The organism is Pseudomonas sp. 02C 26 (assembly GCF_002843585.1).
Classification (GTDB): domain Bacteria; phylum Pseudomonadota; class Gammaproteobacteria; order Pseudomonadales; family Pseudomonadaceae; genus Aquipseudomonas; species Aquipseudomonas shirazensis.
The window spans coordinates 4,486,835-4,504,020 of the sequence record NZ_CP025262.1; the positions used below are offsets into that span (position 1 = coordinate 4,486,835).

The following is a 17,186-nucleotide window of genomic DNA, read 5'->3' on the forward strand; positions in this document are numbered from 1 at the left end:
AAAAACCAGGAGTCATCGAACCTATGGGCAAGCTTTGGCAAATTTCTAAAGGCAGATTACCTGACATTTTTCGAGGCCATGGGGCGGGTTTGGTGCAGACAAATAATGCCCAGTGGCATGGCATGAACTCATTTGACTGGACAGATGCGCTAGGCGAATATCCCAAGTTGTTAGACATTCCGCAGGCTTTCGGCCTGCTCTGTTAATAGTTGTGTTGTCAGGTGGGTAGCGGCGAATTTTGCTCCGTCCTCTGGATAGTGTTAGACATTTGCATCCCGCGCCGGCTCGCCTGGCAGAGATGAGAAAGAATAGGCACAAGGAAGCCGGCATGGTAAGCAAGACCAACGAACAGGCGCTGGAAGCTAGCATCGAGAAATACCTGACCGGCACTTGCCTGGAAGAGCAGGCAGTGGTAGCTGACAGCGCAGTGCCCGTGACGGCGGGCCTCAACCACGGGTATCAACTGGGCCTAACTCAGGATTTCAATGCCCGCTATGCCTTGGATAGCCGTTGCTTGTGGCAGTTTCTTGAGGCCAGCCAAGGCGATGAGTTGGAGCGTTTCAAGCAGCGCTACGATGATTGGGATTTGCGCATCCTCGAACGCTTCGACCGGCTGGCGAAGAAGTACGGCGCGCTGCACATGCTCAAGCGCGGCCTGGCAATCGACGATGTGCACTTCAACCTAATGTATCCCGCGCCGCTTGCCAGCAGTTCGGAGCGGATCAAACAGCAGTTTGAGGCCAATATCTTTAGCTGCACCCGCCAGGTGCGGTACTCCGCGAGTAATCCGCTGGAAGAGATCGACCTGGTACTATTTATCAATGGCTTGCCTTTCGCCACGCTGGAACTGAAAAACCCATGGACGGGCCAGAACGCCCGTTATCACGGGCAAAAGCAGTACAAACAGGACCGCGACACGAGTCAGCCGCTGCTGCAATTCGGCCGCTGCCTAGTGCACATGACGGTAGACACCGACGAGGTCTACATGACTACCAAGTTGGCTGGTGTCGCGACCTTCTTCTTGCCATTCAACAAGGGCCATAACCACGGGGCCGGCAATCCGCCCAACTCCGCCGGGCACAAGAGTTCCTACCTGTGGCAGGATATTTTCAGCCGAGGAAGTGTGGCCAACATCATCCAGCACTTTGTGCGCCTGGATGGCAGCAGCAAGATGCCACTCGCCAAACGTACGCTGTTTTTCCCGCGCTACCACCAACTGGATGTGGTGCGCCGCCTAGTGACGCATGCCAGCCAGCATGGTGTGGGTCAGCGCTACCTGATCCAGCACTCAGCCGGCTCGGGCAAATCGAACTCCATCACCTGGACTGCCTATCAGTTGATAGAAACCTATCCGGCTTCGCTGGAGGTTGTCGGCGCGCGCGCTCTAGATGTGCCGCTGTTCGACTCGGTGATTGTGGTGACTGACCGCCGCCTGCTGGACAAGCAATTGCGCGAGAACCTACGCGAGTTCTCCGAGGTGAAAAACATCATCGCTCCGGCGCTGAAGTCCTCTGACCTCCAGCGGGCACTGGAGCAGGGAAAAAAAATCATCATTACCACCATCCAGAAATTCCCGGTGATCGTGGATGGCATCGACGACATGGCCGGCAAACGCTTTGCCGTGATCATCGACGAGGCACACAGCTCGCAGGACGGTAGCAGCCACGGCACGATGAACAAGGTGATGGGCGGCGACGAGCAAGACGACACTCAGGAGAAGATCCTCAGCGCCATCAAGAACAGCAAGATGCGCGGCAATGCCTCGTACTTTGCCTTCACCGCCACGCCGAAGAACAGCACGCTGGAGAAGTTCGGCGAGCAGCAGGCCGATGGCCGCTTCGCGCCCTTCCACCTGTACTCGATGAAGCAGGCCATTGAAGAGGGCTTTATCCTCGATGTGCTGGCCAACTACACCACGTACCGCAGCTACTACGAAATTCAGAAGTCCATCGAGGACAATCCGCTGTTTGACACGCTGAAAGCACAGAAGAAGCTACGCGCCTATGTCGAACGCGACCAGCAGACCATCGACGTTAAGGCTGAGGTGATGCTGGAGCATTTTATTGAGCAGGTGGTCACGCCGAAAAAGCTTAAGGGTCAGGCCAAGGGTATGGTCTTAACCCAAAACATCGAAGCCGCCATCCGTTATCACAAGGCCATCAGCCGCTTGCTGGCAGCGCGCGGCAACCCGTTCAAGGCGCTAATTGCCTTCTCCGGCGAAAAATTGGTTGATGGTATCGAGTACACCGAAGCCGGTATCAACGGCTTCGCCGAAGCGGATACGCGAGACAAATACGACACCGACGAATACCGATTGCTGGTGGTGGCCAACAAGTACCTGACAGGCTTTGATCAGCCTAAGCTGTGTGCCATGTACGTGGACAAGAAACTGCAGTACGTACTCGCTGTGCAAGCCCTGTCGCGCCTTAATCGTGCCGCGCCGAAGTGGGGCAAGAAGACTGAAGACCTGTTCGTTCTGGATTTCTTCAATCAGGTGGACGACATCAAAGCCTCTTTCGACCCGTTCTACACGGCCACCAGCCTGTCCGGAGCAACGGATATCAATGTGTTGCACGAACTCAAGGACCAGCTGGACGAGGTCGGCGTCTACGAGTGGCCGGAAGTAGAGGCATTTGCCACGCAGTATTTCGACAACGTCGATGCTGAAAAGCTGGCTGTGTTGATAGATATCGCCGCTGAGCGTTTCGACGTAGAACTAGAGCTAGAGGATGAGGACAAGGTCGACTTCAAGATCAAGGCCAAGCAGTTCGTGAAGATCTACGGCCAGATGGCTTCGATCATGCCGTATGAGATTGTGGCCTGGGAAAAGCTGTTTTGGTTCCTCAAGTTCCTGATCCCGAAACTCAAAGTGCAGGACAGAGACTCCGACGAAATCGACGCTCTGCTTAACTCGGTTGACCTCGCGTCCTATGGACTGGAACGGGTCAAGTTGAACCACAGCATTGCGCTGGATGACACGGAAACCGAGCTGGATCCAGCGAACCCAAATCCGCGTGGAGTACATGATGTTGAGCAGGAAAAAGACCTGCTTGACCAAATCATCCAGAGCTTTAATGAGCGTTGGTTCCAGGGCTGGGGCGTGACCACGGAAGAAAAGCGTGTGAAGTTCCTGAGTATTTTAAAGGGCATTCAGGAACATCCGGACTTTGAGCCAAAGTACCAAAAGAGCCGGGACGAAGACCATCGTACACTGGCGTTCGAGAAGATTTTTGAAGAAGTGATGCTGATACGCCGCCGCCAGGACCTAGAGCTTTACCGGCTGGTAGCCAGTGATGAAGCGCTCAAATCTTCGTTGCAGCAGAGCATGAGGGGCATGCTGGGCTGAGATATGTGCAAGCTGGATGTGTCTAAGTATTTCCAGTCCATACGGCTAACGCCGACACGCCCCTTCGCTTGGAGCTTTAACCCCGAAGCTCTGGCGGGGCGTAACTCAAAAATGACCGTCCATCGAAAACCAGACCACGCAGCATTCCAGCGGGTATTCCAAGGAATTTATCGGATCAATTATTAGCCAATAAAAACAGCAGGCTACAAAGCCCTTTCAAATTATCCCGGCTCATGACATGAGTACGTGGAAAATCATGAATGCTTGGCTGTGACCCGACAGCGATTTGTAGCCCAGACATCAAGCGCAGTGCTTCACCACATCATCACCCATAGGCCCTCTATTAAACCCCGGAAATCGCTGTTTCAACCTGTCAATCGTCCAACGCCACTTCGATGTAGTCGGTCAACATACCGTATCCTGATTACCAAACATTCCAATCTCTCGCACAGCCTGCTCAGTCAGCACGGTTTGCAGCCACTTAACCAGCACAAAATAGTCACAGCGCTCCGGGTCATCAGCATTACTCTGCGTGACATTGAGCGCGTGTCGCCGCTTCAAGCACCGGCCGCTCCTGCCCGTTCTGCAACACCGTGAAGTCTTTAGCGGGAGTAGACGTGCCATCTACAAGCCCAACACCCATATACCCCTGCGAAGGGAGGTTCACCCAGACACGGTCACCTGGGGAGAACAGTTGCAGAGTCTTGCTGTACCACGCCCCTCCACCACCAGAAATAAATCCGAACTCGACGGCATCGGCCCATGATCGCGAGGTGGAGTCGCCAAATGAGCTGCGGAACTCACCGCTCCACGGCTCACTATGGCGCTCACTGGGGGTCACCGCATTGACTTGGTTTGCCCGGGATCGAGTAACCAAAATCCACTCAGATGCGCCCGCCATGCCAGTGCTTTCCTGTCTGCCGATCAGTATCCATTAATTAGAGAGAATGCTTGGGGTGTTGATGATCATCTCCTCCAGCAGCAATTCGCTGGGCAGTCAGCTTGGGTGCAGTTTGTTGGGCGTCAGGTCGACGGTCGAGATGTATGTTTTGATCGACACGCGTGGAGGTTTGCTTAGCACTACACGATAGCGGGCTGACAGGTCGTCGACAACTTCGGCCCGCGTCGTAGCCAGATCCTCGCTGGCCACGGCATAAGCAGCAGCGGCAGGATTACGAGCCGATCCGAAAAATCTGTAGAACGCCTCCTCTTTTGATAGGCTTTTTGCCATCAGTCTAGCGGAAATGGAATACCCGCCGTCATCGTCGAAAACGACACATCGCAGTGGGAAGACCAGACTGGCACCGTCTACCATTTTCCTAAGTGTTAACAGAACGTGCTGGTTCAGGGCGCGGAAGCGATCTATTACAAAGGGCGCATTCAAAATAAGACCTTTGGATCTGCGCGTCTCAGCAACGCTCCGCACTACTTTGCCAAGGCAAGTATCGGCAGGGTGTACCCACCCTGATAAAGGCAGCACGAAGGGCGACCTGTTTGCGCTAATCGAGGACTTCACCCCATTCATACAATCCGTTGCTGCAAAGGTTGACGGTGGATACCTCGAAACCATTCCCAGCAGTCGCCTCAGTAACTACTGGCGAGACGGCGTGCGGCCTATTTCCGTCGCTGATTACGATGCCATTCTGCATCGGGCTGAGCTTCAGCCAATCACGAGTGTCAGGCCGCCGAATCAAGCGCAGAAAGTGATTCGCTGATATTCGAATCAGCCAACGAGGGCAGCAAGCAGAGCTACTTCGGCACTCGATATGAACGACGAAAAGATTTAAGGCTTAAGGCCATCGCCATCCATGGCCTTGAGTGCAAAGCGTGCGGATTTAATTTTGAGGATGCCTACGGGGAACACGCCAAGGGCTTCATTCATATCCACCATGTCGTACCGATTTCGGACTTTGGTGGCGAAAAAGCTGTTAATCCCGAAACGGATCTTGTGCCCCTCTGCGCTAACTGCCACGCAGTGGTCCATCGCAAACGGGAGATGACTTTGAGCATCGATGAGCTCAAGGCAATGCTGCGCGGCCATTGGGTAAATGCGATATAGACACTGTCACTCAGCGCAGTGCATCAGGCATCCCAGCCCACAAGGCGTAGCGCCGACCGCGATCTTTCGGCTCAGGCGCCGTTGCGCGGCAACAAAGTATGCGGCGCCACCCTAAACGCCTTCCGAAACGCATGACTAAAATGCGAAAAATCCGAAAACCCAAACTCCAACGCCGCCTGCGACACACTCCTAACCTGCCCACACTCAATCGCCGCCCGGCTAGCATTCAGCCGCTCCTTCCAAATCTCCGCCACCGGCGACTTCTGATGCCGAGCAAACGCCCGGGTCACTGTCCGCGTGGACACATGATGCGCCACCGCAATCGTCTCAATCGACAACTCCGGCTCAGTCAAATGCCGCTGTATGTAGTTCATGATCCGCCCATACAAATCCAGCTCTTGATGGGTGGTCTTGAGGTCTTGCAGTTCCAGGCTGAGCACCAGCAAATCAATGATGGTGTTGGAGTAGCGCCGGGAGATGCCTTCATCCTGCAGCAGCGCGACTGAGCTGGCCGCCTGGCCGATCATCTGCCGCAGGGGGATCACGCCGGGGCGGGTTTCGTCGAGCACCAGCGCGGTGAAGTCGCCGATGCGCGGCAGGCGTTGCGCGAGCAGTGGGCGGGGGATGCGGATCAGGTGGTTTTCGGTACCACCGAGGCTGAAGCGGAACGGTTGGGTTGCGTCGTAAAGAAACAAATTGCCGGCGCTGAGGCTGGCTTTGCGGGTGTGTTGTTCGATTTCGCCGTAGCCGCCGTGGGTGAATCCGAGCCAGATATCTTCGGCGGGGTCGCTGCGCAAATGCTGCTCGGAGCGCACCCAGTGGTGCAACGGCGACGACAGCGTGGTGATGTCCAGGGGGCCAATTCCGCTGACCTGCAGCGCACCTTCGAAATCTCTCTGCGACGAGGGTTTGCTGTCTGCCGACAGGCAATGATGGCAGACCACTTCTCGCCAGTAATCAAAGCGGCGAGCGGTGATACGGCAAGGGTGGTGTAGTGGCTGGTCTCAGCCATGATGGCGCTCACCTTGACGCAACAACTTGAGAGAACGGGGCACTGTTACCGTTTGTGGGGCAGGCAATATGAATCGCCCCGAAGGTCCTATGGACGAGGCAAATCCGATACGAAAAATTGTACAAAGAACTTTCTCTGTACAACACACTCATACGGATTGATATCAAAACGTCACTATGCAAACGCTTCCCGCATTCCCATGCGTGGCAGCCCGCGTAGCACCCCCGCCAGGCCTTGAAAGGTAACACCCGCAATGTTCGACAATTTCAGCATTTCAAAAAAGCTGTACACCGGTTTCGGTCTGGTCCTGATCATAATTGCAGTCCTGGTGCTTTCTGCCTTACGCGGCTTCGACCAGGTCAGCAGCAGCGTCAAACGCAACATCCACAGCTACGACGTGCTCAACCGTTCACACACCATCCTGAACAGTCTCGTCGACATCGAAACCGCCATGCGCGGCTTTGCTCTGACTGGGCAAGACAGCTTTCTTGAGCCGATGCTGAAAGGTGAGGAGGCCTTCGCCAACTCGCTTGCGCTGGTCAAAAAAGCGACTCAGGACAACCCAGAGCAGCAAGCGCGGTTGGACCGCCTGCAGGTGGTTTACCAGCAGTGGCTGCAGCAGGACATGCTGGCCGCCATCACATTGCGCCGAGAAATCAACGCTGATCGCGCCCCGCTGACCAGCCTCATCAGCCAAATCAGCTCAGGGCAAGCCAAAGCCAAGATGGATGCAATGCGTGCAGTCATCACCGAGTTTCAAGATTCAGAAAAAGCGCTTCAAGAAGAACGCAGCACCCTCATGGACGACTCCAAATCCACGGCATTTACCATTCTGGTAGTTGGTGGGTTGGCCGCAGCGATCCTGGCAATACTGATAGCAACGCTGCTCACCAAGACCATTACCGGACGCTTGAGCCAAGCGGTCACCCTCGCTCGCAACATTGCTGATGGGCGCTTGGACAACAAGATAGAAGTTGCAGGCAACGACGAAGTGAGCACGCTTCAACAAGCCTTCCAGGCCATGCAAGACCGCCTACGCGCCATGATTCGCGAGATTGGCATCAGCGCGGAACAACTGGTGGGTGCAGCCGACAATATCTCGACCGCATCGCTGCAGCTGTCGACCTCAGTTCAAGAGCAATCCCACTCGGCGTCGTCAATGGCTGCCACCGTTGAGGAACTGACGGTGAGCATCAACCACGTTTCCGACAACGCCGTCGAAGCGCATGCCCAGTCCAGCGAGTCAGGCCGCCAGTCCAGTGAAGGCGGCAGCGTTATTCAAGAGACCCTGGAGCGCATGAACCTGATCGCGCAAACCGTAGAGGCCTCAGCATCGCAAATCAGCGACCTCGACAATCATGCTGAGCAAATCAGCAGCATCGTCAGTGTGATTAAAAGCATTGCGGACCAGACCAACCTGCTTGCACTAAATGCCGCGATTGAAGCCGCTCGAGCGGGCGAGCAGGGTCGCGGGTTTGCTGTCGTCGCCGACGAAGTCCGCTTGTTGGCACAGCGCACCGGCAACTCGACCCAAGAGATCACCGAGATGGTGAAAAGGATTCAACTGGGTACTCGTGATGCTGTGCAACAGATGGAGGTCGGTGTTACCCAGGTGAAAGGCGGCGTCGATATGGCGCAACGAGCGGGTGATGCGATCGTCGGCATTCGTCAGTCTTCGGGTGACGTGGTTCGCATGGTTGATCAGATCTCTCTGGCCCTACGTGAACAGACTGCAGCCAGCCAGGACGTGGCTCGCAATGTTGAACGGATTGCGCAGATGTCACAGCAGAATAGCCAGGCGGTGGAGCAGACCACCGAAACTGCTGGCACGTTGCAGCAGTTGGCCCAGGGCCTGCACAGGCAGGTGAGTGTGTTTAGGCTTTGAGTAATTAAGAGTATGTGCGTCTGAGGAGATAGCTTCGAACCTAGCTGGGCATGGCATGGCTACATTATTCCCGCCCTGCCCTGTTGGTGCTGTGCATCGCGATGTAGCTGGGGGAAAATCCCCCGGCTCATGTGACGATTAATACGCAGGCGACCTGCTGCCCAGACGTCAACCCCCATGCTCCGGTACTGCGGCATCTGCAGCCGCGCTGTCAAAGCCTGGAAACCGTTGCTTCAACCGCTCAATCGTCCAACGCCACTTCGGCGTAGTCGGCCTGCACACCGTATTCTGATTCCCAAACATCCCAATTTCCCGCACCGCTTGCCCAGTCGGTACAGTCTGCAGCCATTTAACCGGCACGAAGTAGTCACAGCGCTCCGGGTCATCAGCATACTCCGCGTGATACTGAGCACGTGTCGCCGCTTCCAGCACTGGCCGCTCCTCCCCGTTTTGCAGCACCGTGAAATCTTTAGCAGGTGTAGACGTGCCGGTGACAAGGCCGACGCCCACATACCCTTGCGATGGGATGTTCACCCAGACACGGTCGCCTGGAGACAGGAGCTGCAGAGTCTTGCTGTACCACGCTCCTCCACCACCAGAGATAAAGCCGAACTCGACCGCATCAGTCCATGAGCGTGAGGCGGAGTCGCCAAATGAGCAGTAGAACTCCCCATTCCAAGGCTCGCTATGCCCCTCGCTAGTGGTCACCGCATTGACTTGAGTTTGAACAGGATCGAGCAGCCAAGACCGACTCAATAACTGCTGCTCGCCCATCTGGAAAACCTGGAAGCAGAGTACGTTAATTGGGATGTCTCGCTTGCTGAGGTATTCCACAATGCGTTCGCTGCTGGCGTCCAGTTCGGTGGCGACGATGATCAGCTGGTGGCTTTGATTCAAATCGTCATCGTCTAAAGCACGTCCAAAGCGCGTGAGAAAGTCTGCATACAGGCTATGTCCCGGGCGGAAGCGTTGATAGATCGCGGCGATTTCGTTTTCTCGTAGGCCCTCAACCCAGACGGCGTAATCAAGCGCTTGAGCAACAACCTCGCGGGGGGTGCGATCGCGTTTGAGCTCAATCAGCACAAGGCTGCCGTCCGGGGCAATCGCCAGCAGGTCGATGCGCCCGCCCATGCCGGTGCTTTCTTGCCTACCGATCAGCATCCATTCATCAGAGAGGATGCTTGGCGAGTTGATGATCATCTCCTCCAACAGCAGCTCGCTGGGCAATCGACTTGGGCGCAGCTTGTTGGGCATCAGGTCGACCGTCCAGATGTCTGTTTTGATCGGCACGCGTGGAGTCCTCAGAGGTTTGCTTAGCGCTACACAGTAGCGGGCAGAAAGGTTGCCGACAATTGCGGCAGGCGTCGCTGCGGGAGCGACTACAAGTTCGCCTGAAAATCCTGTAGGACGATTCCTCTTTTTGATAGGCTTTTTGCCATCAGCCTAGAGGAAATGGAATGCCGGTCGTCATCGTCGAGAACGACACATCGCAGTGGGAAGACCAGACGGGTGCGGTTTACCACTTCCCCAAGCGCTACCAGAAATGGCTAGCTCAGGGCACCGAGGTGATCTACTACAAAGGCCGCATCCGGGACAAAGCCTTCGCATCTGCCCGCCTCAGCAACGCGCCGCACTATTTCGCTAAGGCACGTGTTAGCAAGATATATCCGGACAAGAAGAGTACCAAGGGTGACCTATATGCCCTGATCGACAGCTACATTCCATTCGAACATCCCATCCACACAAAAGTCGATGGCGACTACTTAGAGACCATCGCCCCCCCGCGCATCCGCCCGAAAAATTACTGGCGGGCCGCAGTCCGTCCCATTTCCAGGTCCGACTACGACGCGATTTTGAGCCACGCCACGCTTCTGCCTCCGCCGGTCGACGAGACCGCTGAGCCGAACGGTGAAGGCGATCCATTTATGTTCAAGTCAGCCAACGAAGGCAGTAAGTCGACCTACTTTGGTACTCGATATGAGCGTCGAAAAGACCTGAGAGTGAAAGCCATCGCCATCCACGGCCTTGAATGCAAAGCCTGCGGATTCGACTTCGAAAGGGCTTACGGCGAACACGCAAAGGGCTTCATTCATGTCCACCACGTGGTGCCGATTTCGGACTTTGGCGGAGAGAAAGCCGTTAACCCTGAAACCGACCTTGTCACTCTCTGCGCTAATTGCCACGCAATGGTCCATCGCAAAAGAGATTTGACGCTAAGCATCGATGAACTCAAGGCGATGCTGCGTGTGCGCTGGGTAAGTGCGCAGTAGAGCATCCAACGCCGGGTTTGCCGTGCCCTCCCCCTGCTCGCCCCCCCGAAACCTCACCCCCCACTCTTCGGCAACAACGTATGCGGCGCCACCCCAAACGCCTTCCGAAACGCATGACTAAAATGCGAAAAATCCGAAAACCCAAACTCCAGCGCCGCCTGTGAAACACTCCTCACCTGCCCACACTCAATCGCCGCCCGGCTAGCATTCAGCCTTTCCTTCCAAATCTCCGCCACCGGCGACTTCTGATGCCGAGCAAACGCCCGAGTCACTGTCCGCGTGGACACATGATGCGCCACCGCAATCGTCTCGATCGACAACTCCGGCTCAGTCAAATGCCGCTGTATGTAGTTCATGATCCGCCCATACAGATCCAGCTCTTGATGGGTGGTCTTGAGGTCTTGCAGCTCCAGGCTGAGCACCAGCAAATCAATGATGGTGTTGGAGTAGCGTCGGGAGATGCCTTCATCCTGCAGCAGCGCGACTGAGCTGGCCGCCTGGCCGATCATCTGCCGCAGCGGAATCACGCCGGGGCGGGCTTCGTCGAGCACCAGTGCGGTGAAGTCGCCGATGCGCGGCAGGCGTTGGGCGAGCAGTGGCCGGGGGATGCGGATCAGGTGGTTTTCGGTACCACCGAGGCTGAAGCGGAACGGTTGGGTTGCGTCGTAAAGAAACAAATTGCCGGCGCTGAGGCTGGCTTTGCGGGTGTGTTGCTCGATTTCGCCGTAGCCACCGTGGGTGAATCCGAGCCAGATGTCTTCGGCGGGGTCGCTGCGCAAATGCTGCTCGGAGCGCACCCAGTGGTGCAGCGGCGACGACAGCGTGGTGATGTCCAGGGGGCCAATTCCATTGACCTGCAGCGCACCTTCGAAATCGCTCTGCGACGAGGGTTTGCTGTCTGCCGACAGGCAATGGTGGCAGACCACTTCTCGCCAGTAATCAAAGCGGCGTGCGGGTGAAACGGCAAGGGTTGTGTAGTGGTTGGTCTCAGCCATGATGGCGCTCACCTTGATGCAACAACGGGAGAAAACGGGGCACTGTTACCGTGGGTGATACAGGCAATAAACACGCCAGCGGGTTGTGTTGGCGCGAGAGTGTCTACTGCGTGATTGCGCAAACGTGTGGCTGTTAACAGCGTCAACTTCTCTCCCCATTTCAGGGCAAAAGTCCTGTTTTACGTAGTGCGCCGCACCCTCTTGGTTCGTGCTCAAGCGGGTGTTTTGGTGCTGTCTTTTCCAACCAAACGGTTGTCCTTGCGAACAAAGCGGGGCTGGTGAGTCCTGCCTAACTTTGACCTTACGGCAAATCAGCAAACCGTGCCGATGAGGTGAGCCCATGCGATTCGAACAACAACAGCAGGTGGCAGATGAGTTGAGGTGGCTGCATATGCGTGACCTGGCGCCTGAGGAGTTTTTGTCTTGGGTGCTTGAGTGGGGGGGATGTGCGGTGCGGGCTCGGTTGGGGAGGGGCTTGCTTAATGCCATCGCTCTGAAAGCGAAAAATCGGGTTTGGTTTGAGTGCGTTGGGGGCTGCTTTGCAGCCCTTTCGCGACACAAGGCCGCTCCTACACGGACCGCGTCCAACAGGGCTGCTGTTCGGAGGAGTACTGAGCGTGTGCCTGAAATTAAAATAATGAGGAGCCTGTGATGGAGTCTGCAATCGACAAACACCTCAAGTGCCCGCGCACGTTGTCGCGCCGGGTGCCTGATGATTACCAGCCGCCCTTCCCGATGTGGGTGGGCCGTGCTGATGAGCAGTTGACTCAGGTGGTGATGGCTTACCTGGGCGTGCAATACAAAGGTGACGGCCAGCGTGAACAGGCCTTGCAGGCGATGCGTGACATCGTTGCCAGCTTCAGCCTGGCCGACGGCCCGCTGACCCACGACTTGACCCACCACACCGACAACAGCGGCTACGACAATCTGATGATCGTCGGCTACTGGAAGGACGCCGGGGCTTATTGCCGTTGGGTGCGTTCGGCCGAGGTGGAGGGTTGGTGGAGTTCGCCGCAGCGCTTGAACGACGGCCTGGGTTATTACCGTGAGATCTCTGCGCCGCGGGCAGAGCAGTTCGAGACGTTGTATGCGTTTCAGAGCGACTTGCCGGGCGTTGGCGCGGTGATGGACAACACCAGTGGCGAGATCGAAGAGCACGGTTACTGGGGCTCGATGCGCGACCGTTTCCCGGTGTCGCAAACCGACTGGATGAACCCCAACGGCGAGCTGCGGGTGGTGTCTGGCGACCCGGCCAAGGGCGGTCGGGTGGTGGTGGTCGGCCATGACAATATCGCTTTGATTCGCTCGGGCCAGGACTGGGCCGCGGCGGAGGCGGCGGAGCGTTCGTTGTACCTGGATGAGATCTTGCCGACCTTGCAGGACGGCATGGACTTCTTGCGCGATAACGGCCAGCCGTTGGGCTGTTACAGCAATCGCTTCGTGCGCAATATCGATGCGGACGGCAACTTCCTCGACATGAGTTACAACATCGGCCACTGGCGCTCGGTGGAAAAACTCGAACGCTGGGCGGAATCACACCCGACTCATTTGCGCATCTTCGTGACCTTCTTCCGGGTGGCGGCGGGGCTGCAGAAGTTGCGCCTGTACCACGAAGTGTCGGTATCGGATGCGAGCAGCCAGGTGTTCGAATACATCAACTGCCACCCGCACACGGGCATGTTGCGTGACGCGCAAGTAAACACCAACTAACAACCGAACTCCACGTTTAGCCCTGCACCTGCCGTTATTACGGCAGCGGGGCTCTTTTTGCCCGAATTTGGGCTCAAAATAAGGACTTGGTCCATGAAACAGCTCCGTTACCTGATGCTCGCGGTGGCCGCACCGTGCCTGTCTGCCCAAGCGGTTGAAGTTGCGCCGGGGGATTATGAAGTGCTGCCGGTGGGTGCAACCATCGGTGTGGTTTATTACCAGCACTCCACCACCGACAGTCTTTACGCCCAGGGTCACAAGGCCAGTTCGGACTTCAACTTGACCTCCAATGTCGGCATCTTGCGTTTGCTGCATGTGTACAAATTGACCGACCGACTGACCATCGAGCCGCAGTTTCTGTTGCCGTTCGGCCATGTCTCCAGCGGCGGTGACGCTTCGGCCCTTGGCAGCGCCAGCGGTATCGGTGACCTGACCCTGACCGCGCCGCTCAAGTACCGCCTCAACGAAGCCAACGACACGGTCGGCGCTACGGTTTATCTGGTCGCACCGACGGGCAACTACGACCGCAAAGACGGGCTCAACCTGGGCGAAAACCGCTGGAAGGTCGACTTGCAGGCGGCGTACATCAAGCACTTCGGTGAGAAGTGGGCAGTTGACATGGTGGGTGATGCGATCTGGTACGGCGACAACGACGACTTCGGCGCCAACTCGGTCCGACGTGAACAGGATACGTCCTACGCAGCGCAGTTGATGGGGCGCTACATCATCGACCCGGGCACGTCACTGGCCCTTGGTTTTGGCCACACCTGGGGCGGCGAAAACAAAGTCGACGGCAGCAACCAGGACGACCGCGGCGAGACCACCAACTTCCGCGTCACCGCGACCAAGTTCTTTACTGCTCAGGACCAACTGCAGATGCAACTGGGGCGTGACCTCGCGGTAGAAAACGGCCCGAAAGAAAACTTTCGCCTGAACCTCAGGTACGCCCGGGTCTTTTAACCGTCTGCCGATCCTCAGCTGAAATGGAGCATCCACATGACTGACCGAAACGCTTCCACCGAGCAACAACCTTCGCTGTACACCCGCCTGGGCGGCTACGACGTGATCTACCAGTTCGCCGGCGCGGTATTGCGCAAGACCATGGGCCACCCGGCCATTGGGCATATCTGGGCGCATATGTCCGAGTCGACCTTTCAGAAAGAGCACATCAACTTTGTCGACTTCCTCTCCCAGCACTGGGGTGGCAGCGCCAAGTACCGCGGCCGCGACATGGTCACCGCACACCGCGGCATGGGCCTGACCGAGGTGCACTGGCAAGCCACGCTGGATTGCCTGGAGGAGTGCTACAACGACTACGACCTGGCGCCGGAGCTGCGCAAGGAGGTCAACGATTTTCTGGTCAAGTTCAAACCTGCGGTGATCGGCAGCCCGTCCTACCGCGACGTGGTGCTGGCCAACCCTGAGATGGACCCAGCCAAGGGCATGAAGAGCGTCGGCGTGGTCTGGCCCGCACGCGGCGAAGCAGCGGCACAGGCCGCAGTACCCAAGCTCGAGTCGTAACACCGCTCGGCCACCTAGATGAGGCTCAGCACCTGGCGCAAGGCAGTCCTTCTCAACCAAGCGACTGTCCTGCTCAACCAAGTGCCGGCCACGCGCTGGCGCTAGCTTAGTAGCAGGCCCAGCCGCGGCGGGCCTCTCGCACAGCCATTTGCCAGGCCCTGAGGCCTGGCATCGGAAACAGGACACACCATGGCCATCACCCGCCCGACGCTCGAACAACTGCAGGCCCTCGCCGCGCGCCTGCATCTGCAGCTGACACCCGAGCAAGCCAGCGAATACCTGGCGCTCATGCAGCCCAGCCTGGACGCCTACGACCTGGTCGACGAGCTGCCCGATTTCACCCCGCTGGTGCGCTACGAGCGCACCGCCGGTTATCGCCCGTCCAGCCGCGAAAACCCGCTGAACGCCTGGTACTACCGCACCGAGGTGATGGGCGCCAGCTCCGGCAAGCTGCTCGGTAAAACCGTTGCCCTGAAAGACAACATCTCCCTGGCCGGCGTACCGATGATGAACGGCGCCGCGCCGCTGGCCGGCCATGTACCGGCGTTCGATGCCACCGTGGTCACCCGTTTGCTCGACGCCGGGGTGACCATCCTCGGCAAGGCCACCTGCGAGCACTACTGCCTGTCCGGCGCCAGCCACACTTCGGACCCGGCGCCGGTGCACAACCCTCTGCGCCCGGGCTTCAGTAGTGGTGGCTCGTCGTCGGGCAGTGCGGCGCTGGTGGCGGCCGGCGAAGTCGACCTGGCGGTGGGCGGCGATCAAGGCGGTTCGGCGCGTATTCCTGCGGCGTGGTGCGGCATTTATGGCCTGAAGCCGACTTTCGGCCTAGTGCCGTACACCGGGGTGATGGCGGTCGAGGCGACCTTCGACCATGTCGGCCCGATGACCAGCAATGTGCGCGACAACGCGCTGATGCTGGAAGTGATGGCCGGCGCCGATGGGCTCGATCCCCGCCAGGGCACGCCTGAAGTCGACGCTTACAGCCACTACCTTGATCGTGGTGTGCGCGGCTTGCGCATCGGCATCCTCAAGCAAGGCTTCGAGCTGGCCAACCTCGACCCGCGGGTTGCCAAATCGGTGCGCAGCGCCATCACTCAGTTCGAAGCGTTGGGCGCGGTCGTCGAGGAAGTCTCGGTGCCCGAGCACACCCTGGCCGGCACATTGTGGGGCCCGATCGGCTGCGAAGGCCTGACCATGCAGATGATGCACGGCAATGGTGCGGGGTTTAACTGGAAGGGGCTGTACGACGTCGGCCTGCTCGACAAACAGGTCGGCTGGCGCACCCAGGCCGACGCCCTCTCGCCGTCGCTCAAGCTGTGCATGCTGGTCGGCCAGTTTGGCCTCGACCACTACCACGGCCGCTACTACGCCAAGGCGCAGAACATCGCCCGCTTCGCCCGTGCCGGTTACGACAAGGCACTGGAGCAATACGACCTGCTGGTGATGCCGACCGTGCCGATCATCGCCCAGCCGCTGCCAGCGGCGGATTGCTCGATCACCGAGAACGTCTCGCGGGCATTGGAAATGCTAGGTAATACCGCCGCCCAGGACATCACTGGCCACCCGGCCATGTCCATCCCCTGCGGTTTGGTTGACGGCTTGCCCGTTGGGCTGATGCTGGTTGGCAAGCATTACGCCGAGGGCACTATTTACCAGGCGGCGGCGGCATTCGAAGGCGCGGTGGACTGGCGCACGCTGTAGCGCAAGCGACCAGCGCCACAGCCCCGAACAACAATTAGATCAACAACCGTGTTGAACGAGAGGAGTAATCCCATGACGGCAACCTCAACCCCGGGTGAGCGGGCACGGGCACTGTACGCAGTGCTGAAGAACAAAGACCTGATCCCCGAAGGCTACATCGAGCAGCTCACCCAGCTGATGGAACACGGCTGGAGCCCGGACAACGGCGCGCGCATCGTCGCCAAGGCCTGGGTCGATCCGGCCTTCCGCGAGCTGCTGCTCAAGGATGGCACTGCCGCCTGCGCGCAGTTCGGTTTCACCGGGCCGCAGGGCGAATACATTGTCGCCCTGGAAGACACCCCGCTGCTTAAAAACGTGATCGTCTGCAGCCTGTGCTCCTGCACCAACTGGCCGGTACTGGGCCTGCCGCCCGAGTGGTACAAGGGCTTCGAGTTCCGCGCGCGGCTGGTACGCGAGGGGCGCACGGTACTGCGCGAGCTGGGCACCGAGTTGCCGGAAGACGTGGTGATCAAGGTCTGGGACACCAGCGCCGAAAGCCGTTACCTGGTGCTGCCACAGCGGCCAGCGGGCTCCGAGCACATGAGCGAAGAGCAGCTGCGCCAACTGGTGACCAAGGACGTGCTGATTGGCGTCGCCCTGCCGCGTGTCGGCTGAGCAACGCGCCCAACCCCCTACCCTTGCGGA

At 58.1% G+C, this 17,186-nt stretch carries 9 protein-coding genes and 4 pseudogenes; 10 read left to right on the forward strand and 3 right to left on the reverse strand.

Going from position 1 to position 17,186, the window contains the following annotated elements; translation table 11 throughout:
- The first annotated feature begins 328 nt into the window (after positions 1-328).
- Together CXQ80_RS20445 and CXQ80_RS25395 are read left to right on the forward strand one after the other, a co-directional pair.
- Positions 329-3,346, forward strand: a complete 3,018-nt coding sequence (locus CXQ80_RS20445) for a type I restriction endonuclease subunit R (RefSeq protein ID WP_101322191.1) — start codon at positions 329-331, stop codon at positions 3,344-3,346.
- A gap of 1,249 nt (positions 3,347-4,595) precedes the next feature.
- Positions 4,596-5,405 (forward strand): annotated as a pseudogene (locus CXQ80_RS25395) (HNH endonuclease).
- A 71-nt stretch (positions 5,406-5,476) separates the two neighbouring features.
- Here CXQ80_RS25395 and CXQ80_RS20460 read toward each other — a convergent pair.
- A pseudogene (locus CXQ80_RS20460) lies at positions 5,477-6,417 on the reverse strand (helix-turn-helix domain-containing protein).
- A 253-nt stretch (positions 6,418-6,670) separates the two neighbouring features.
- Here CXQ80_RS20460 and CXQ80_RS25400 point away from each other — a divergent pair.
- Together CXQ80_RS25400 and CXQ80_RS25405 are read left to right on the forward strand one after the other, a co-directional pair.
- A pseudogene (locus CXQ80_RS25400) lies at positions 6,671-7,447 on the forward strand (CHASE3 domain-containing protein); the annotation flags it as partial.
- A 267-nt stretch (positions 7,448-7,714) separates the two neighbouring features.
- Positions 7,715-8,302: pseudogene (locus CXQ80_RS25405) on the forward strand (methyl-accepting chemotaxis protein); the annotation flags it as partial.
- Positions 8,303-8,470: 168 nt separating this feature from the next.
- Here CXQ80_RS25405 and CXQ80_RS20470 read toward each other — a convergent pair.
- The gene (locus CXQ80_RS20470) at positions 8,471-9,592 is read right to left on the reverse strand and encodes an endonuclease NucS domain-containing protein (protein ID WP_101322193.1); all 1,122 of its coding nucleotides are present in this window, start codon (positions 9,590-9,592) and stop codon (positions 8,471-8,473) included.
- A 167-nt stretch (positions 9,593-9,759) separates the two neighbouring features.
- On the opposite strand from CXQ80_RS20470, the gene CXQ80_RS20475 reads away from it, so the two are divergent.
- Entirely contained in the window at positions 9,760-10,572 is an 813-nt protein-coding gene (locus tag CXQ80_RS20475) for an HNH endonuclease (RefSeq protein ID WP_101322194.1), read from the forward strand.
- Positions 10,573-10,625: 53 nt separating this feature from the next.
- Here the strand turns inward: CXQ80_RS20475 and CXQ80_RS20480 are convergent, their stop codons facing one another.
- On the reverse strand, positions 10,626-11,567 hold the full coding sequence (locus CXQ80_RS20480) for a helix-turn-helix domain-containing protein (protein ID WP_101322195.1): 942 nt from the start codon (positions 11,565-11,567) through the stop codon (positions 10,626-10,628).
- A 651-nt stretch (positions 11,568-12,218) separates the two neighbouring features.
- Between CXQ80_RS20480 and CXQ80_RS20490 the strand changes: the two genes are divergently transcribed.
- From CXQ80_RS20490 to nthA, 5 genes are all read left to right on the forward strand, one after another.
- Entirely contained in the window at positions 12,219-13,277 is a 1,059-nt protein-coding gene (locus CXQ80_RS20490) for a phenylacetaldoxime dehydratase family protein (RefSeq protein ID WP_101322197.1), read from the forward strand.
- Positions 13,278-13,370: 93 nt separating this feature from the next.
- Positions 13,371-14,237 carry a transporter gene (locus CXQ80_RS20495; protein WP_101322198.1) on the forward strand — a complete coding sequence of 289 codons (867 nt, stop codon included), beginning with the start codon at positions 13,371-13,373 and terminating at the stop codon, positions 14,235-14,237.
- A 36-nt stretch (positions 14,238-14,273) separates the two neighbouring features.
- Positions 14,274-14,798, forward strand: coding sequence for a group 1 truncated hemoglobin (locus tag CXQ80_RS20500; RefSeq protein WP_101322199.1), 525 nt, complete (start codon positions 14,274-14,276; stop codon positions 14,796-14,798).
- A gap of 189 nt (positions 14,799-14,987) precedes the next feature.
- Positions 14,988-16,502: an amidase gene (locus CXQ80_RS20505; RefSeq protein ID WP_101322200.1), complete on the forward strand. Its 1,515-nt coding sequence runs from the start codon at positions 14,988-14,990 to the stop codon at positions 16,500-16,502.
- Between the two features lie 72 nt (positions 16,503-16,574).
- Positions 16,575-17,156, forward strand: coding sequence for a nitrile hydratase subunit alpha (nthA, locus tag CXQ80_RS20510; protein ID WP_101322201.1), 582 nt, complete (start codon positions 16,575-16,577; stop codon positions 17,154-17,156).
- Positions 17,157-17,186: the final 30 nt, after the last annotated feature.

Bases quoted from the DNA above. Each gene is read 5' to 3' on its own strand.
- CXQ80_RS20480 (WP_101322195.1), bottom strand. From the start codon at position 11,567: ATGGCTGAGACCAACCACTACACAACCCTTGCCGTTTCACCCGCACGC.
- CXQ80_RS20500 (WP_101322199.1), top strand. From the start codon at position 14,274: ATGACTGACCGAAACGCTTCCACCGAGCAACAACCTTCGCTGTACACC.
- CXQ80_RS20505 (WP_101322200.1), top strand. From the start codon at position 14,988: ATGGCCATCACCCGCCCGACGCTCGAACAACTGCAGGCCCTCGCCGCG.
- CXQ80_RS20495 (WP_101322198.1), top strand. From the start codon at position 13,371: ATGAAACAGCTCCGTTACCTGATGCTCGCGGTGGCCGCACCGTGCCTG.
- nthA (WP_101322201.1), top strand. From the start codon at position 16,575: ATGACGGCAACCTCAACCCCGGGTGAGCGGGCACGGGCACTGTACGCA.
- CXQ80_RS20445 (WP_101322191.1), top strand. From the start codon at position 329: ATGGTAAGCAAGACCAACGAACAGGCGCTGGAAGCTAGCATCGAGAAA.
- CXQ80_RS20475 (WP_101322194.1), top strand. From the start codon at position 9,760: ATGCCGGTCGTCATCGTCGAGAACGACACATCGCAGTGGGAAGACCAG.
- CXQ80_RS20490 (WP_101322197.1), top strand. From the start codon at position 12,219: ATGGAGTCTGCAATCGACAAACACCTCAAGTGCCCGCGCACGTTGTCG.